This window comes from Pseudomonas sp. NPDC089534, from assembly GCF_044749305.1.
In the GTDB taxonomy this organism is placed as follows: Bacteria; Pseudomonadota; Gammaproteobacteria; order Pseudomonadales; family Pseudomonadaceae; genus Aquipseudomonas; species Aquipseudomonas ekonensis.
In genome coordinates, this window is record NZ_JBIVHR010000027.1 from 51,411 (window position 1) to 64,571 (window position 13,161).

Annotated in this window: 16 protein-coding genes and 1 pseudogene; 14 read left to right on the forward strand and 3 right to left on the reverse strand. The window is 65.5% G+C overall.

Translation table 11 applies throughout. The features are described 5' to 3' along the window. Positions 1-15 precede the first annotated feature (15 nt). Both ACIP0B_RS11175 and ACIP0B_RS11180 read left to right on the forward strand, forming a co-directional pair. Complete coding sequence (locus tag ACIP0B_RS11175; RefSeq protein ID WP_085580837.1) at positions 16-1,020, forward strand: aspartate carbamoyltransferase catalytic subunit; 1,005 nt, start codon at positions 16-18, stop codon at positions 1,018-1,020. Continuing rightward, complete coding sequence (locus tag ACIP0B_RS11180; protein WP_400831896.1) at positions 1,017-2,288, forward strand: dihydroorotase; 1,272 nt, start codon at positions 1,017-1,019, stop codon at positions 2,286-2,288. The genes ACIP0B_RS11175 and ACIP0B_RS11180 overlap by 4 nt, the downstream gene beginning before the upstream one ends. Positions 2,289-2,389: 101 nt before the next feature. Here the strand turns inward: ACIP0B_RS11180 and ACIP0B_RS11185 are convergent, their stop codons facing one another. Continuing rightward, positions 2,390-2,821: an NINE protein gene (locus ACIP0B_RS11185; RefSeq protein WP_400831898.1), complete on the reverse strand. Its 432-nt coding sequence runs from the start codon at positions 2,819-2,821 to the stop codon at positions 2,390-2,392. Positions 2,822-3,069: 248 nt separating this feature from the next. Between ACIP0B_RS11185 and ACIP0B_RS11190 the strand changes: the two genes are divergently transcribed. Then, complete coding sequence (locus ACIP0B_RS11190; RefSeq protein ID WP_085580844.1) at positions 3,070-3,687, forward strand: C40 family peptidase; 618 nt, start codon at positions 3,070-3,072, stop codon at positions 3,685-3,687. Positions 3,688-3,789: 102 nt separating this feature from the next. Here the strand turns inward: ACIP0B_RS11190 and ACIP0B_RS11195 are convergent, their stop codons facing one another. After that, positions 3,790-4,824 (reverse strand): type IV pilus twitching motility protein PilT, encoded by a 1,035-nt coding sequence (locus tag ACIP0B_RS11195; RefSeq protein WP_085580846.1) that lies wholly within the window; start codon positions 4,822-4,824, stop codon positions 3,790-3,792. A 56-nt stretch (positions 4,825-4,880) separates the two neighbouring features. On the opposite strand from ACIP0B_RS11195, the gene ACIP0B_RS11200 reads away from it, so the two are divergent. The 11 genes from ACIP0B_RS11200 to ACIP0B_RS11250 all read left to right on the forward strand — a co-directional run bounded on the left by ACIP0B_RS11200 (position 4,881) and on the right by ACIP0B_RS11250 (position 12,487). Beyond that, positions 4,881-5,573 carry a YggS family pyridoxal phosphate-dependent enzyme gene (locus ACIP0B_RS11200; RefSeq protein WP_400831900.1) on the forward strand — a complete coding sequence of 231 codons (693 nt, stop codon included), beginning with the start codon at positions 4,881-4,883 and terminating at the stop codon, positions 5,571-5,573. Positions 5,574-5,582: 9 nt separating this feature from the next. After that, entirely contained in the window at positions 5,583-6,401 is an 819-nt protein-coding gene (gene proC / locus ACIP0B_RS11205; RefSeq protein ID WP_400831902.1) for a pyrroline-5-carboxylate reductase, read from the forward strand. 24 nt (positions 6,402-6,425) lie between these two features. Continuing rightward, the gene (locus ACIP0B_RS11210) at positions 6,426-7,013 is read left to right on the forward strand and encodes a YggT family protein (RefSeq protein ID WP_400831903.1); all 588 of its coding nucleotides are present in this window, start codon (positions 6,426-6,428) and stop codon (positions 7,011-7,013) included. After that, on the forward strand, positions 7,013-7,306 hold the full coding sequence (locus ACIP0B_RS11215; protein WP_400831905.1) for a DUF167 domain-containing protein: 294 nt from the start codon (positions 7,013-7,015) through the stop codon (positions 7,304-7,306). The genes ACIP0B_RS11210 and ACIP0B_RS11215 overlap by 1 nt, the downstream gene beginning before the upstream one ends. A 233-nt stretch (positions 7,307-7,539) precedes the next feature. Further along, the gene (locus tag ACIP0B_RS11220; protein ID WP_400831906.1) at positions 7,540-8,679 is read left to right on the forward strand and encodes a homoserine O-acetyltransferase; all 1,140 of its coding nucleotides are present in this window, start codon (positions 7,540-7,542) and stop codon (positions 8,677-8,679) included. Positions 8,680-8,686: 7 nt separating this feature from the next. Then, the gene (metW, locus tag ACIP0B_RS11225; protein WP_400831908.1) at positions 8,687-9,307 is read left to right on the forward strand and encodes a methionine biosynthesis protein MetW; all 621 of its coding nucleotides are present in this window, start codon (positions 8,687-8,689) and stop codon (positions 9,305-9,307) included. 26 nt (positions 9,308-9,333) lie between these two features. Then, the gene (locus tag ACIP0B_RS11230; protein ID WP_400831909.1) at positions 9,334-9,768 is read left to right on the forward strand and encodes a DUF4426 domain-containing protein; all 435 of its coding nucleotides are present in this window, start codon (positions 9,334-9,336) and stop codon (positions 9,766-9,768) included. After that, positions 9,765-10,361: an RdgB/HAM1 family non-canonical purine NTP pyrophosphatase gene (gene rdgB / locus ACIP0B_RS11235; protein WP_400831911.1), complete on the forward strand. Its 597-nt coding sequence runs from the start codon at positions 9,765-9,767 to the stop codon at positions 10,359-10,361. The genes ACIP0B_RS11230 and rdgB overlap by 4 nt, the downstream gene beginning before the upstream one ends. Next, a complete protein-coding gene (hemW, locus tag ACIP0B_RS11240; RefSeq protein WP_400831912.1) occupies positions 10,358-11,563 on the forward strand; it encodes a radical SAM family heme chaperone HemW in 1,206 nt (401 codons plus the stop codon). Before rdgB ends, hemW begins: the two co-directional genes overlap by 4 nt. Positions 11,564-11,585: 22 nt before the next feature. Then, on the forward strand, positions 11,586-11,909 hold the full coding sequence (locus ACIP0B_RS11245; protein ID WP_011336381.1) for a DUF3392 domain-containing protein: 324 nt from the start codon (positions 11,586-11,588) through the stop codon (positions 11,907-11,909). A gap of 29 nt (positions 11,910-11,938) precedes the next feature. Next, positions 11,939-12,487 carry an RNA 2'-phosphotransferase gene (locus tag ACIP0B_RS11250; RefSeq protein WP_400831913.1) on the forward strand — a complete coding sequence of 183 codons (549 nt, stop codon included), beginning with the start codon at positions 11,939-11,941 and terminating at the stop codon, positions 12,485-12,487. Between the two features lie 59 nt (positions 12,488-12,546). On the opposite strand, the pseudogene trmB reads toward ACIP0B_RS11250, so the two are convergent. Next, a pseudogene (trmB, locus tag ACIP0B_RS11255) lies at positions 12,547-13,104 on the reverse strand (tRNA (guanosine(46)-N7)-methyltransferase TrmB); the annotation flags it as partial. Positions 13,105-13,161: the final 57 nt, after the last annotated feature.

Consider the following 13,161-nt stretch of genomic DNA (forward strand, 5'->3'; position numbering starts at 1 on the left):
AGAGTCCCCTTCGCGATGACGCCTCTAGACACCAAGCGCCCGCTGCAGCTCAATGACCAGGGCCAGCTGCGCCACTTCCTCTCGCTCGACGGCCTGCGCCGCGAGCTGCTGACGGAAATCCTCGACACCGCCGACTCGTTCCTCGAAGTCGGTGCCCGGGCGGTGAAGAAAGTCCCGCTGCTGCGCGGCAAGACCGTGTGCAACGTGTTCTTCGAGAACTCCACCCGCACCCGCACCACCTTCGAGCTGGCGGCCCAGCGGCTGTCCGCGGACGTGATCACCCTGAACGTGTCGACCTCGTCGGCCAGCAAGGGCGAAACCCTGCTCGACACCCTGCGCAACCTGGAGGCCATGGCCGCCGACATGTTCGTCGTGCGCCACGGAGACTCCGGCGCCGCGCACTTCATCGCCGAGCACGTCTGCCCGCAGGTGGCGATCATCAACGGCGGCGACGGCCGCCACGCCCACCCGACCCAGGGCATGCTCGACATGCTGACCATCCGCCGGCACAAGGGCAGCTTCGAGAACCTCTCGGTGGCCATCGTCGGCGACATCCTGCACTCGCGGGTGGCGCGCTCGAACATGCTCGCCCTCAAGACCCTCGGCTGCCGGGACATCCGCGTGATCGCGCCCAAGACCCTGCTGCCGATCGGCATCGAGCAGTACGGCGTGAAGGTCTACACCGACATGGCCCAAGGCCTGAAGGACGTCGACGTGGTGATCATGCTGCGCCTGCAGCGCGAGCGCATGACCGGCGGCCTGCTGCCGAGCGAGGGCGAGTTCTACCGCCTGTTCGGCCTGACCACCGCGCGCCTGGCCGGGGCCAAGCCCGACTGCATCGTCATGCACCCGGGACCGATCAACCGCGGGGTGGAGATCGAGTCGGCGGTGGCCGACGGCCCGCACTCGGTCATCCTCAACCAAGTCACCTACGGCATCGCGATCCGCATGGCCGTGCTGTCCATGGCCATGAGCGGACAGACCGCCCAGCGCCAATTCGAGCAGGAGAACGCCCAGTGAAGCTCAGCATTCTCGGCGCACGCGTCATCGACCCGGCCAGCGGCCTGGACCGCGTCACCGACATTCACGTCGAAGCCTGCAAGATCGTCGCCCTCGGCGCCGCCCCGGCGGGATTCACCGCCGTCGAAACCATTGACGCCCAAGGCCTGGTGGCCGCTCCGGGGCTGGTCGACCTCAACGTCGCCCTGCGCGAGCCGGGCTACAGCCGCAAGGGCACCATCGCCAGCGAAACCCGCGCCGCCGCGGCCGGCGGCGTGACCAGCCTGTGCTGCCCGCCGAAGACCAAACCGGTGCTCGACACCTCCGCCGTGGCCGAACTGATCCTCGACCGCGCCCGCGAGGCCGGCAACACCAAGGTGTTCCCCATCGGCGCCCTGAGCAAAGGCCTGGAAGGCGAACAGCTGGCCGAGCTTGCGGCCCTGCGCGACGCCGGTTGCGTGGCGTTCGGCAACGGCCTCAAGAGCTTCGGCAACACCCGCACCCTGTGCCGGGCGCTGGACTACGCCGCGACCTTCGACCTGACGGTGATCTTCAACTCCCAGGACCACGACCTGGCCGACGGCGGCCTGGCCCATGAAGGCGCCACCGCCAGTTTCCTCGGCCTGCCGGGCATCCCGGAGACCGCCGAGACCGTGGCCCTGGCCCGGGACCTGCTGCTGGTGGAGCAGACCGGCGTGCGCGCGCACTTCAGCCAGCTCACCAGCGCCCGCGGCGTGGCGCTGATCGCCCAGGCCCAGGCCCGCGGCCTGAAGGTCACGGCGGACGTGGCGCTGTATCAGCTGATCCTCACCGACGAGGCGCTGATCGACTTCAGCAGCCTCTATCACGTCCAGCCGCCGCTGCGCACCCGCGCCGACCGCGACGGCCTGCGCGAAGCGGTGAAGTCCGGCGTGGTCACGGCGATCTCCAGCCACCACCAGCCCCACGAGCGCGACGCCAAACTGGCGCCGTTCGGCGCCACCGAACCGGGCATCAGCAGCGTCGAGCTGTTGCTGCCGCTGGCGATGACGCTGGTGGAGGACGGCCTGCTGGACCTGCCGACCCTGCTGGCGCGCCTGAGCGCCGGCCCTGCCGAGGCGCTGCGCCTGCCGGCGGGCAAGCTGGAGGTGGGCGGTGCGGCGGACATCGTGCTGTTCGACCCGAAGGCGTCGACCGTGGCCGGCGAGGCCTGGCTGTCGAAGGGCGAGAACTGCCCGTTCATCGGCCACAGCCTGCCGGGCGTGGTGCGCTACACTCTGGTGGACGGACGGATCAGCCACCAGGCGTAACCTGTGGCGAGGGAGCTTGCTCCCGTCGGAGGCCGTAGGACTCCCGTTTCGGGGGTCGCTATGCAACCCGGCGGGAGCAAGCTCCCTCGCCGCAATTCACTTCACTGGAAGGCGCTGCGGTTCTGCTGGTTACGCAGCGAAACCTGATCGTTCAGCGTCCAGAAGTCATACAGCACCCCGAGAAAGAACAGCCCGCCGGTCAGCAGGTACAGCAATCCGGTGATCCACTTGCCCTGATACATGCGGTGCACGCCAAACACGCCGAGGAACGTCAGCAGGATCCACGCCACGTTGTATTCGATCGGCCCTGCGGCGAATCGCAGATCCGCCTCCCGATCCATCGCCGGGATCAGGAACACGTCGATCAGCCAGCCGATGCCCAGCAATCCGAAGGTGAAGAACCAGATCGTTCCGGTCACGGGCTTGCCGTAATAGAAGCGGTGGGCGCCGGTGAAGCCGAAAATCCACAGCAGATAGCCGATCACTTTGCTGTGGGTGTCCTGGTTCGCAACGGCCGGTTGATAGCGGTTCATGAAGACCTCGATTCACGCAATAGATAAATATTCTTTAATTCTTTGTGACTTTTTTACAGGTAGCCGACGTACGGCAAATGCTACCGTGTTCCCCGTCAAAGCCTTATAGCACCTGACTTCTGTCCGACAATGGCGTCCATTTGCCGCTTGATTGGTTCCGTTGCCCCCCGTTCGAATCGACCAACGGCCTCGGAAGGGACAAAAAAGCTGTTATAAAGTTGCGCGCTAACACACAAGAGCCCTGCCTAATGCGTCCATTTTTCAAGACATGGCTAACTATTTGCCTACTGATGCCACTGGCCGCCCACGCCACCAACCGTGAGCAACGACTTCCCAACGTCAACGGCTACACCCCCAAATCCCATGCGTCTGCTCCGTCGAACAAGGGCAAGCAGAGCAAGCACACCACGCTCAGCAGCAACGGCCACAGCAAGGTCGTGCCACCGATGGCGAACAAGGAAAGCAGCAACGTCCTGAGCCGCGCGGTGAACGTCCTCGGCACGCCGTACCGCTGGGGCGGCAGCAGCCCGAGCAAGGGCTTCGACTGCAGCGGCCTGGTGAAGTACGCGTTCAACGACGCCACCTTCGACCTGCCCCGCACCTCCAACGCCATGGCCAGCGGCCACGGCGAGAAGGTCGAGCGCAAGGACCTGAAGCCGGGCGACCTGATCTTCTTCAACATCAAGAGCCGTCGGGTCAACCACGTCGCCATCTACCTGGGCAACGACCGCTTCATCCACGCCCCGCGCCGCGGCAAGGCCGTGAGCATCGACACGCTGAACAAGCCGTACTGGGAACAGCACTACGTCGTCGCCAAGCGCGTACTGCCAAAGGAACCCAAGCAGATGCGCGTCGTCCAGCGCTGAGCCCTGTGGCGAGGGAGCTTGCTCCCGCCGGAGGCCGCAGGACTCCCTCATGGGATCGCTGCGCAACCCAGCGGGAGCAAGCTCCCTCGCCACATTCTCCCCTCAGAAATTGTCCGGCGTGCGCGCCTTCTCCCGCGCATGCTCGCGGCTGATCAAGCCCTTGGTCACCAACTCCTTCAGGCACATGTCCAGGGTCTGCATCCCCAGCGACCCGCCGGTCTGGATCGCCGAATACATCTGCGCCACCTTGTCCTCGCGGATCAGGTTACGGATCGCCGAGGTGCCGAGCATGATCTCGTGGGCCGCCACCCGCCCGCCGCCGATCTTCTTGATCAGCGTCTGCGACACCACCGCCAGCAGCGACTCGGACAGCATCGAGCGCACCATCGATTTCTCGTCGCCGGGGAACACGTCCACCACCCGGTCGATGGTCTTCGCCGCCGAAGTGGTGTGCAGGGTGCCGAACACCAGGTGCCCGGTCTCGGCGGCGGTCAGCGCCAGGCGGATGGTTTCCAGGTCGCGCATCTCGCCCACCAGGATCACGTCCGGGTCTTCGCGCAGCGCCGAACGCAGGGCCGTGGCGAAACTGCGGGTATCGCGATGGACTTCGCGCTGATTGATCAGGCATTTGCGCGATTCGTGGACGAATTCGATGGGGTCTTCGATGGTCAGGATGTGATGGTGACGGTGGGTGTTGAGGTAGTCGATCATCGCCGCCAGGGTGGTGGACTTGCCTGAACCGGTGGGCCCCGTCACCAGCACCAGCCCGCGCGGGGCGTCGGTGATCTTGCGGAACACGTCGCCCATGGCCAGGTCTTCCATGGTCAGCACCTTGGACGGGATGGTGCGGAACACCGCGCCCGCGCCCCGGTTCTGGTTGAAGGCATTGACCCGGAACCGCGCCACCCCGGGCACTTCGAAGGAAAAGTCGGTTTCCAGATGTTTCTCGAAGTCCACCCGCTGGGTGTCGTTCATGATGTCGTAGATCAGTTCGTGCACCTGCTTGTGGTCCAGCGCCGGCAGATTGATCCGCCGCACGTCGCCGTCCACGCGGATCATCGGCGGCAGGCCGGCCGACAGGTGCAGGTCGGAAGCGCCCTGTTTGGCGCTGAAGGCCAGCAGTTCGGTGATATCCATAGCGTCCCCCAATTCCAGTAGAATGCCGCGAACCCTCAGACCGCCGGCGCCTCTTGATGTCCACGATAGCAGACAACATTTTCAACGTCGGGTCGCGCATCCAGGCAGCGACCCAAGCCGCCGGACGCGCCGAAAACAGCGTCAGGCTGCTGGCCGTGAGCAAGACCAAACCCGCCCAGGCCCTGCGCGACGCCTATGCCGCCGGCCTGCGGGACTTCGGCGAGAACTACCTGCAGGAAGCCCTGGGCAAGCAGCAGGAACTGACCGACCTGCCCTTGATCTGGCACTTCATCGGCCCCATTCAGTCGAACAAGACCCGCTCGATCGCCGAGCATTTCGCCTGGGTGCACTCCGTGGATCGCCTGAAAATCGCCCAACGCCTGTCCGAGCAGCGCCCGGCTGACCTGCCGCCGCTGAACATCTGCATCCAGGTCAACGTCAGCGGCGAGGCCAGCAAGTCCGGCTGCGCCCCGGCCGACCTGCCCGCCCTGGCGCAGGCCATCAGCCAATTGCCGCGCCTGAAGCTGCGCGGGCTGATGGCGATCCCCGAGCCGACCGAAGACCGGGCCGCCCAGGACGCCGCCTTCGCCGCCGTGCAGCGCTTGCAGGCCAGCCTCGACCTGCCCCTCGACACCCTTTCCATGGGCATGAGCCACGACCTCGAGTCGGCCATCGCCCAGGGCGCCACCTGGGTCCGTATCGGCACCGCCCTGTTCGGCGCCCGCGACTACGGCCACATTTCTCAATAAGGACCTGACATGAGCGATACACGCATTGCCTTTATCGGTGCCGGCAACATGGCGGCCAGCCTGATCGGCGGCCTGCGGGCCAAGGGTCTGGAAGCGGCGCGGATCCGCGCCAGCGATCCGGGCGAAGAGACCCGCGCCCGGGTCAGCGCCGAACACGGCATCGAGACCTTCGCCGACAACGCCCAGGCCATCGACGGCGCCGACGTGGTGGTGCTGGCGGTCAAGCCCCAGGCCATGAAGGCCGTGTGCGAAGCGATCCGCCCGAGCCTCAAGCCGAACCAGCTGGTGGTGTCCATCGCCGCCGGCATCACCTGCGCCAGCATGACCGCCTGGCTCGGCGAGCAACCGATCGTGCGCTGCATGCCCAACACCCCGGCCCTGCTGCGCCAGGGCGTCAGCGGCCTGTACGCCACCGCCGCCGTCAGCGCCGCGCAGCGCCAGCAGGCCGAAGAACTGCTGTCCGCCGTGGGCATTGCCTTGTGGCTGGAGCAGGAGCAGCAGCTGGACGCCGTCACCGCCGTGTCCGGCTCGGGCCCCGCTTACTTCTTCCTGCTGATCGAAGCCATGACCGCCGCCGGCGTCAAGCTCGGCCTGCCGAAGGAAACCGCCGAGCGCCTGACCCTGCAGACCGCCCTGGGCGCCGCGCACATGGCCGTCTCCAGCGATGTCGACGCCGCCGAGCTGCGCCGCCGCGTGACCTCGCCGGCCGGCACCACGGAAGCCGCCATCAAATCGTTCCAGGCCGACGGCTTCGAAGCCCTGGTGGAAAAGGCCCTCGGCGCCGCCGCGCACCGTTCGGCCGAGATGGCCGAGCAACTGGGCCGCTGATCAGCACTTCATAAGGAATCAACAATGCTTGGACTCAACGACGCTGCCATTTTCGTGATCCAGACCCTGGGCAGCCTGTACCTGCTGGTCGTCCTGATGCGCTTCATCCTGCAACTGGTGCGGGCGAACTTCTACAACCCGCTCTGCCAGTTCGTGGTCAAGGCCACCCAACCGCTGCTCAAGCCGCTGCGCCGGTTCATTCCGAGCCTGTTCGGCCTGGACATGTCGTCGCTGGTGCTGGCCCTCGTGGTGCAGATGCTGCTGTTCGCCGTGATCCTGCTGCTCAGCGGGTTCAAGGTCGATGTGCTGTTCCTGGTACCGTGGGCGCTGATCGGCCTCTTCGCGCTGTTCCTGAAGATCCTGTTCTGGGCCATGATCATCAGCGTGGTGCTGTCCTGGGTCGCGCCGGGCAGCCACAACCCCGGCGCCGAGCTGGTGCAGCAGATCACCGAGCCGGTGCTCGCGCCGTTCCGCCGCCTGGTGCCGAACCTGGGCGGCCTGGACATCTCGCCGATCTTCGCCTTCATCGTCCTGCAACTGCTGCAGAGCTGGCTGATCCCGCGCCTGGCCTTCTACGCCCTGATGCCGCGGGAACTGTTCGGCCTGATCTGATGGCCTGGTTCCGCTGGGACGGCGACGACCTGATCCTGGAATGCCACCTGCAACCTGCAGCCCGCAGCGATGACTTCGCCGGGCTGCACGGCGACCGCCTGAAGATCCGCCTGACCGCGCCGCCGGTCGAAGGCAAGGCCAATGCCTACCTGATGGGCTTCCTGGCCAAGGCGTTCGGGGTCTCCAAGAGCCAGGTCAGCCTGGTCGCCGGCGAGCTGAACCGGCAGAAGCGGGTTCGGGTCTGCTCGCCCAAGACGTTGCCCGACTTGCCGGGGCTGGCGCGTCCGGCCTGACCCACCGGCCCGGCAGCATTAGACCGAGATTCCTGTGGGAGCCAGCCTGCTGGCGATGGCGTCAGCGAAGGCGCCATCGCCAGCAGGCCGGCTCCCACCGTTCGAGCGGCACCAAAATTCCGATGCGGGGCTTCGCAACGCCCGTCCAACGGGTGAAATCAGCCCCGACGGTTGCTTGCCGCTGACCCCACCGGTCTTTAGACTTACGCCTCATTTCAACGAGAGCAGGGTCGATGCCAGCTGCCTTTCCCCCCGATTCTGTTGGTCTGGTGACGCCGCAAACGGCGCACTTCAGCGAACCGCTGGCCCTGGCCTGCGGCCGTTCGCTGGCCGCCTACGACCTGATCTACGAAACCTACGGCACGCTGAACGCGCAAGCGAGCAACGCCGTGCTGATCTGCCACGCCCTGTCCGGCCACCATCACGCCGCCGGCTACCACAGCCCCGACGACCGCAAGCCCGGTTGGTGGGACAGCTGCATCGGGCCCGGCAAGCCGGTCGACACCGACAAGTTCTTCGTGGTCAGCCTGAACAACCTCGGCGGCTGCAACGGCTCCACCGGCCCGAGCAGCGTCAACCCGGACACCGGCAAGCCGTTCGGCGCCGAGTTTCCGGTGCTCACCGTCGAGGACTGGGTGCACAGCCAGGCGCGCCTGGCCGACCGGCTCGGCATCACGCAGTGGGCGGCGGTGATCGGCGGCAGCCTCGGCGGCATGCAGGCGCTGCAATGGACCATCACCTACCCGGACCGCGTGCGCCACTGCCTGGCCATCGCCTCGGCGCCCAAGCTGTCGGCGCAGAACATCGCCTTCAACGAAGTGGCGCGCCAGGCGATCCTCACCGACCCGGAGTTCCATGGCGGCTCGTTCCAGGAACACAGCGTGATCCCCAAGCGCGGCCTGATGCTGGCGCGGATGGTCGGGCACATCACGTACCTGTCCGACGACTCCATGGGCGAGAAATTCGGCCGTGGCCTCAAGAGCGAGAAGCTCAACTACGACTTCCACAGCGTCGAGTTCCAGGTCGAATGCTACCTGCGCTATCAGGGAGAAGAGTTCTCCGGACGCTTCGACGCCAACACCTACCTGTTGATGACCAAGGCGCTGGACTACTTCGATCCGGCGGCGAACTTCGACGATAACCTGGCGAAAACCTTCGAAGGCGCGAAGGCCAAGTTCTGCGTGATGTCGTTCACCACCGACTGGCGCTTCTCCCCGGCCCGCTCGCGGGAACTGGTGGACGCACTGATGGCGGCGCGCAAGGACGTCAGCTACCTGGAGATCGACGCGCCCCAGGGCCACGACGCCTTCCTGATTCCGATCCCGCGCTATCTGCAGGCGTTCGGCAATTACATGAACCGAATCACGTTGTGAGAAAGCCATGAGAGCTGATCTGGAAATCATCCAGGAATGGATCCCCGCCGGCAGCCGCGTGCTCGACCTCGGCTGCGGCGACGGCGAGCTGCTGACCTGGCTGCGCGACCACAAGCAGGTCACCGGCTACGGCCTGGAAAACGACCCGGACAACATCGCCGAGTGCGTGGCCAAGGGCATCAACGTCATCGAGCAGGACCTGGACAAGGGCCTGGGCAACTTCGCCAGCAACAGCTTCGACATCGTGGTGATGACCCAGGCCCTGCAGGCCGTGCACTACCCGGACAGGATCCTCGACGAAATGCTGCGGGTCGGCCGCCAGTGCATCATCACCTTCCCCAACTTCGGCCACTGGCGCTGCCGCTGGTACCTGGCGAGCAAGGGACGGATGCCGGTGTCCGAGTTCCTGCCGTACACCTGGTACAACACGCCGAACATCCACTTCTGCACCTTCGAGGACTTTGAGGAACTTTGCCGCGAACGTGAGGCGAAGGTCATTGATCGGCTTGCCGTGGATCAACAGCACCGTCACGGGTGGGCCAGTAAGCTATGGCCTAATCTGTTAGGTGAGATCGGTATCTACCGCGTCAGCAGCCCAGGGCTGCAGGACCATAAGGTCGCGGTCTGAACCACGCCAATTCGAGGAGAACGATCATGCAACGCTTGATTACCGCACTGCTGGCCGCCTGCCTGAGCCTGTCGGCCGTGGCCGCCGACGCCATCAAGGGTGAACGCAAGGAAGTGTTCGGCGATGTCACCGTGCATTACAACACCTTCAACTCCACCTACCTGACGCCGGACATCGCCAAGGCCGCCGAGCTGGTCCGCAGCAAGAACCAGGGCGTGATCAACGTCTCGGTGATCAAGGCCGACAAACCGGTGATCGCCCAGGTCAGCGGCACGGTGAAGGACCTGACCAGCCAGAGCGTGCCGCTCAAGTTCCGCCAGATCACCGAACAGGGCGCGATCTACTACATCGCCCAGTTCCCGGTGGAACAGCAGGAAACCCGCACCTTCGAGATCAAGGTGCAGACCGGCGACAAGGTCGACACCATCAACTTCAACCAAGAGCTTTTCCCCGGCGAATGATGAACCTCAACACACTCGTGCTGGCCAGCCACAACGCCGGCAAACTCAAGGAACTCCAGGCCATGCTCGGCGAATCGGTGCAACTGCGCTCGATCGGCGAGTTCAGCAGCGTGGAGCCGGAAGAGACCGGCCTGTCGTTCGTCGAGAACGCGATCCTCAAGGCCCGCAACGCCGCACGCATCTCCGGCCTGCCGGCGCTGGCCGACGACTCGGGCCTGGCGGTGGACTTCCTCGGCGGCGCGCCGGGCATCTATTCGGCGCGCTACGCCGACGGCCAGGGCGATGCGGCGAACAACGCCAAGCTGCTCGACGCCCTCAAGGAGGTGCCTGAAGCCGAGCGCGGCGCCCAGTTCGTCTGCGTGCTGGCGCTGGTGCGCCACGCCGACGATCCGCTGCCGATCCTCTGCGAAGGCCTGTGGCACGGGCGGATCCTGACCGCCGCCAGCGGCGAGCACGGCTTCGGCTACGACCCGCTGTTCTGGGTGCCGGAGCGCAACCTCTCCAGCGCCGAACTGACCCCGGCGGACAAGAACCGGATCAGCCACCGCGCCCGCGCAATGGATCTGCTGCGCCAGCGTCTGGGCCTGAAATGACCGACAGCCGTCCCGCGTCGCCGCTGATCTTCGGCGGCGGCGCCGCTTCGCCCCGGGCCCCGCTGCCGACGCTGCCGCCCCTGGCGCTGTATATCCACATCCCTTGGTGCGTGCGCAAGTGCCCGTACTGCGACTTCAACTCCCACACCGCCACCCAAGTGCTGCCGGAACAAGAGTACGTCGATGCGATGCTGGCCGACCTCGACCAGGACCTTGACGCGGTGCATGGCCGCGAGCTGAGCTCGATCTTCTTCGGCGGCGGCACGCCGAGCCTGTTCAGCGCCGAGGCCTTGGGCCGCCTGCTGGAAGGCGTCAAGCAACGCATCCGCTTCGCCGACGACATCGAGATCACCCTGGAAGCCAACCCCGGCACCTTCGAGCAAGAGAAGTTCGTGGCCTACCGGGCCCTGGGGATCAATCGCCTGTCCATCGGCATCCAGAGCTTCCAGCAGCAGAAGCTTGAGGCCCTGGGGCGCATCCACAACGGCGACGAAGCGGTGCGCGCCGCCGGCATGGCCCGCCAGGCCGGGTTCGACAACTTCAACCTCGACCTGATGCACGGCCTGCCGGACCAGTCCCTGGACGACGCCCTGAGCGACCTGCGCCAGGCCATCGCCCTGAAGCCGACGCACATTTCCTGGTATCAGCTGACGCTGGAGCCGAACACGGTGTTCTGGAACCAGCCGCCCGTGCTGCCGGAAGACGACACCCTGTGGGACATCCAGGAAGCCGGGCAAGCGCTGCTGGCCGAACACGGCTACGCGCAGTACGAAGTCTCGGCCTACGCCCAGCCCGGTCGGGCGGCGCGGCACAACCTCAACTACTGGAGCTTCGGCGACTTCATCGGCATCGGCGCCGGCGCCCACGGCAAGCTCAGCCATCCGGACGGGCGCATCGTGCGTACCTGGAAAACCCGTCTGCCGAAGGACTACCTCAACCCGGCCAAAAGCTTTCAGGCCGGCGAGAAGGCCCTGACCGACGACGAAATGCCGTTCGAATTCCTGATGAACGCCCTGCGCCTGACCGCCGGCGTCGAATCGCGCCTGTACCCGGAACGCACCGGCCTGCCGCTGGAGACGCTGGCCGAAGGCCGTCGCGAGGCCGAACGAAGCGGCCTGCTGCAGGTCGAACCGTCACGTCTGGCGGCCACCGAGCGCGGACAACTCTTTCTCAACGACTTGCTGCAGACATTTCTGAGCTGATTTCAGCCCTAAGGAAACCCGCATGGATCTGATACTCGACCTGCTCGCCACCGTCTCCCGGTGGAGCCGCAGCAACCTTTCGGAAATCGCCCTGGCGCTGGTGGGCTGCCTGCTGGTGCTGTTCGGCGCCGACTTCAAGGGCTGGGTCGAGCAACGCCTGGGCAGCATCGCCGGCGCCCTGCGCGTCCCGCTGATGGCCCTGCTGTGCATGATCGGCAGCGGCGCGGCGCTGATCTACGCCACGCCGTGGGTGGTCAAGGGCCTGAGCCAGTTCAACAACTACAGCCTGGCGCCGGTGCTGCTGGTGGTGCTCGTTTTGATCGGCGTGGTCGCGGATCGCCGCTGACCGCGCATTGAAAACCGACAGGGAAGTTCATGAGCAAGAAACGGCTGGACGAAACAAGCAAATTCCTCAGCTATGTGTTGCGACACGAGCCGCAGGCGATCGGCCTGACGCTGGACTCTGAAGGCTGGACGAACATCGACACTCTGATCGATGGCGCGGCGCGGGACGGCAGAACGCTGGATCGCGCACTGATCGAAAACGTCGTGGCGAGCAGTGACAAGAAGCGCTTTTCGATCTCCGCCGACGGTCAGTCGATTCGTGCGGTTCAGGGGCACTCGACGAAAAGCGTAGAGCTTCAGTTCGAAGAAAAGCAGCCACCGGAAACGCTATACCACGGCACGGCGACGCGCTTCATGGACTCGATCAACGAGCAGGGATTGATCCCGGGATCACGCCATCACGTGCATTTGTCCCAGGAAACCGCCACTGCTTCGGCGGTTGGGCAACGTTATGGAACGGTCGTGATTCTGAAAGTCGCTGCACGGCGGATGCAGGAGCAAGGCTTCAAGTTCTATCAGGCCGAGAATGGTGTCTGGTTGACAGAGCGGGTGCCGGCGGAATTTCTTTCTGCGGTGTAATGTCCGGGTGCAGCTAAAAAAGTGGGAGCCATTGGCTCCCACTTTTTTATTGCGATGGCTTACGCCTGCTTTTCGAACTTCAGGTCCCAAACGCCATGCCCAAGACGTTCGCCGCGGCGTTCGAACTTGGTGATCGGCCGTTCGGCCGGGCGCGGCACGCACTTGCCGTCTTCGGCGAGGTTGCGGTAGCCCGGGGCGACGTTCATCACTTCCAGCATGTATTCGGCATACGGCTCCCAGTCGGTGGCCATGTGCAGGATGCCGCCGACCTTCAGCTTGCTGCGCACCAGCTCCGCGAAGGAGGCCTGGACGATGCGGCGCTTGTGGTGGCGGCTCTTGTGCCACGGATCCGGGAAGAACAGCATCAGGCGGTCGAGGCTGTTGTCGGCCACGCAGCGGTTGAGCACTTCGATCGCATCGCAGTCGTAGACGCGGACGTTGCTCAGGCCCTGGGTCAGCACGCCGTTGAGCAGCGCGCCGACACCCGGACGGTGAACCTCCACGCCGATGAAATCCTGCTCCGGCGCCGCCGCGGCCATTTCCAGCAGCGAGTGGCCCATGCCGAAGCCGATCTCCAGCGAGCGCGGCGCCGAGCGGCCGAACACCTGATCGTAATCCACCGGCGCCGGTCGTGCCGCCGGTCAACAATCCCGTCACCCTCAACGGCCTCGACG

What these genes read in the sequence shown, in the direction of transcription:
- ACIP0B_RS11210 (WP_400831903.1), top strand. Translation starts at nt 6,426, where the DNA reads ATGCTTGGACTCAACGACGCTGCCATTTTCGTGATCCAGACCCTGGGC.
- ACIP0B_RS11230 (WP_400831909.1), top strand. Translation starts at nt 9,334, where the DNA reads ATGCAACGCTTGATTACCGCACTGCTGGCCGCCTGCCTGAGCCTGTCG.
- rdgB (WP_400831911.1), top strand. Translation starts at nt 9,765, where the DNA reads ATGATGAACCTCAACACACTCGTGCTGGCCAGCCACAACGCCGGCAAA.
- ACIP0B_RS11245 (WP_011336381.1), top strand. Translation starts at nt 11,586, where the DNA reads ATGGATCTGATACTCGACCTGCTCGCCACCGTCTCCCGGTGGAGCCGC.
- ACIP0B_RS11220 (WP_400831906.1), top strand. Translation starts at nt 7,540, where the DNA reads ATGCCAGCTGCCTTTCCCCCCGATTCTGTTGGTCTGGTGACGCCGCAA.
- hemW (WP_400831912.1), top strand. Translation starts at nt 10,358, where the DNA reads ATGACCGACAGCCGTCCCGCGTCGCCGCTGATCTTCGGCGGCGGCGCC.
- ACIP0B_RS11195 (WP_085580846.1), bottom strand. Translation starts at nt 4,824, where the DNA reads ATGGATATCACCGAACTGCTGGCCTTCAGCGCCAAACAGGGCGCTTCC.
- ACIP0B_RS11215 (WP_400831905.1), top strand. Translation starts at nt 7,013, where the DNA reads ATGGCCTGGTTCCGCTGGGACGGCGACGACCTGATCCTGGAATGCCAC.
- metW (WP_400831908.1), top strand. Translation starts at nt 8,687, where the DNA reads ATGAGAGCTGATCTGGAAATCATCCAGGAATGGATCCCCGCCGGCAGC.
- ACIP0B_RS11200 (WP_400831900.1), top strand. Translation starts at nt 4,881, where the DNA reads ATGTCCACGATAGCAGACAACATTTTCAACGTCGGGTCGCGCATCCAG.
- ACIP0B_RS11185 (WP_400831898.1), bottom strand. Translation starts at nt 2,821, where the DNA reads ATGAACCGCTATCAACCGGCCGTTGCGAACCAGGACACCCACAGCAAA.
- proC (WP_400831902.1), top strand. Translation starts at nt 5,583, where the DNA reads ATGAGCGATACACGCATTGCCTTTATCGGTGCCGGCAACATGGCGGCC.
- ACIP0B_RS11190 (WP_085580844.1), top strand. Translation starts at nt 3,070, where the DNA reads ATGCGTCCATTTTTCAAGACATGGCTAACTATTTGCCTACTGATGCCA.
- ACIP0B_RS11250 (WP_400831913.1), top strand. Translation starts at nt 11,939, where the DNA reads ATGAGCAAGAAACGGCTGGACGAAACAAGCAAATTCCTCAGCTATGTG.
- ACIP0B_RS11175 (WP_085580837.1), top strand. Translation starts at nt 16, where the DNA reads ATGACGCCTCTAGACACCAAGCGCCCGCTGCAGCTCAATGACCAGGGC.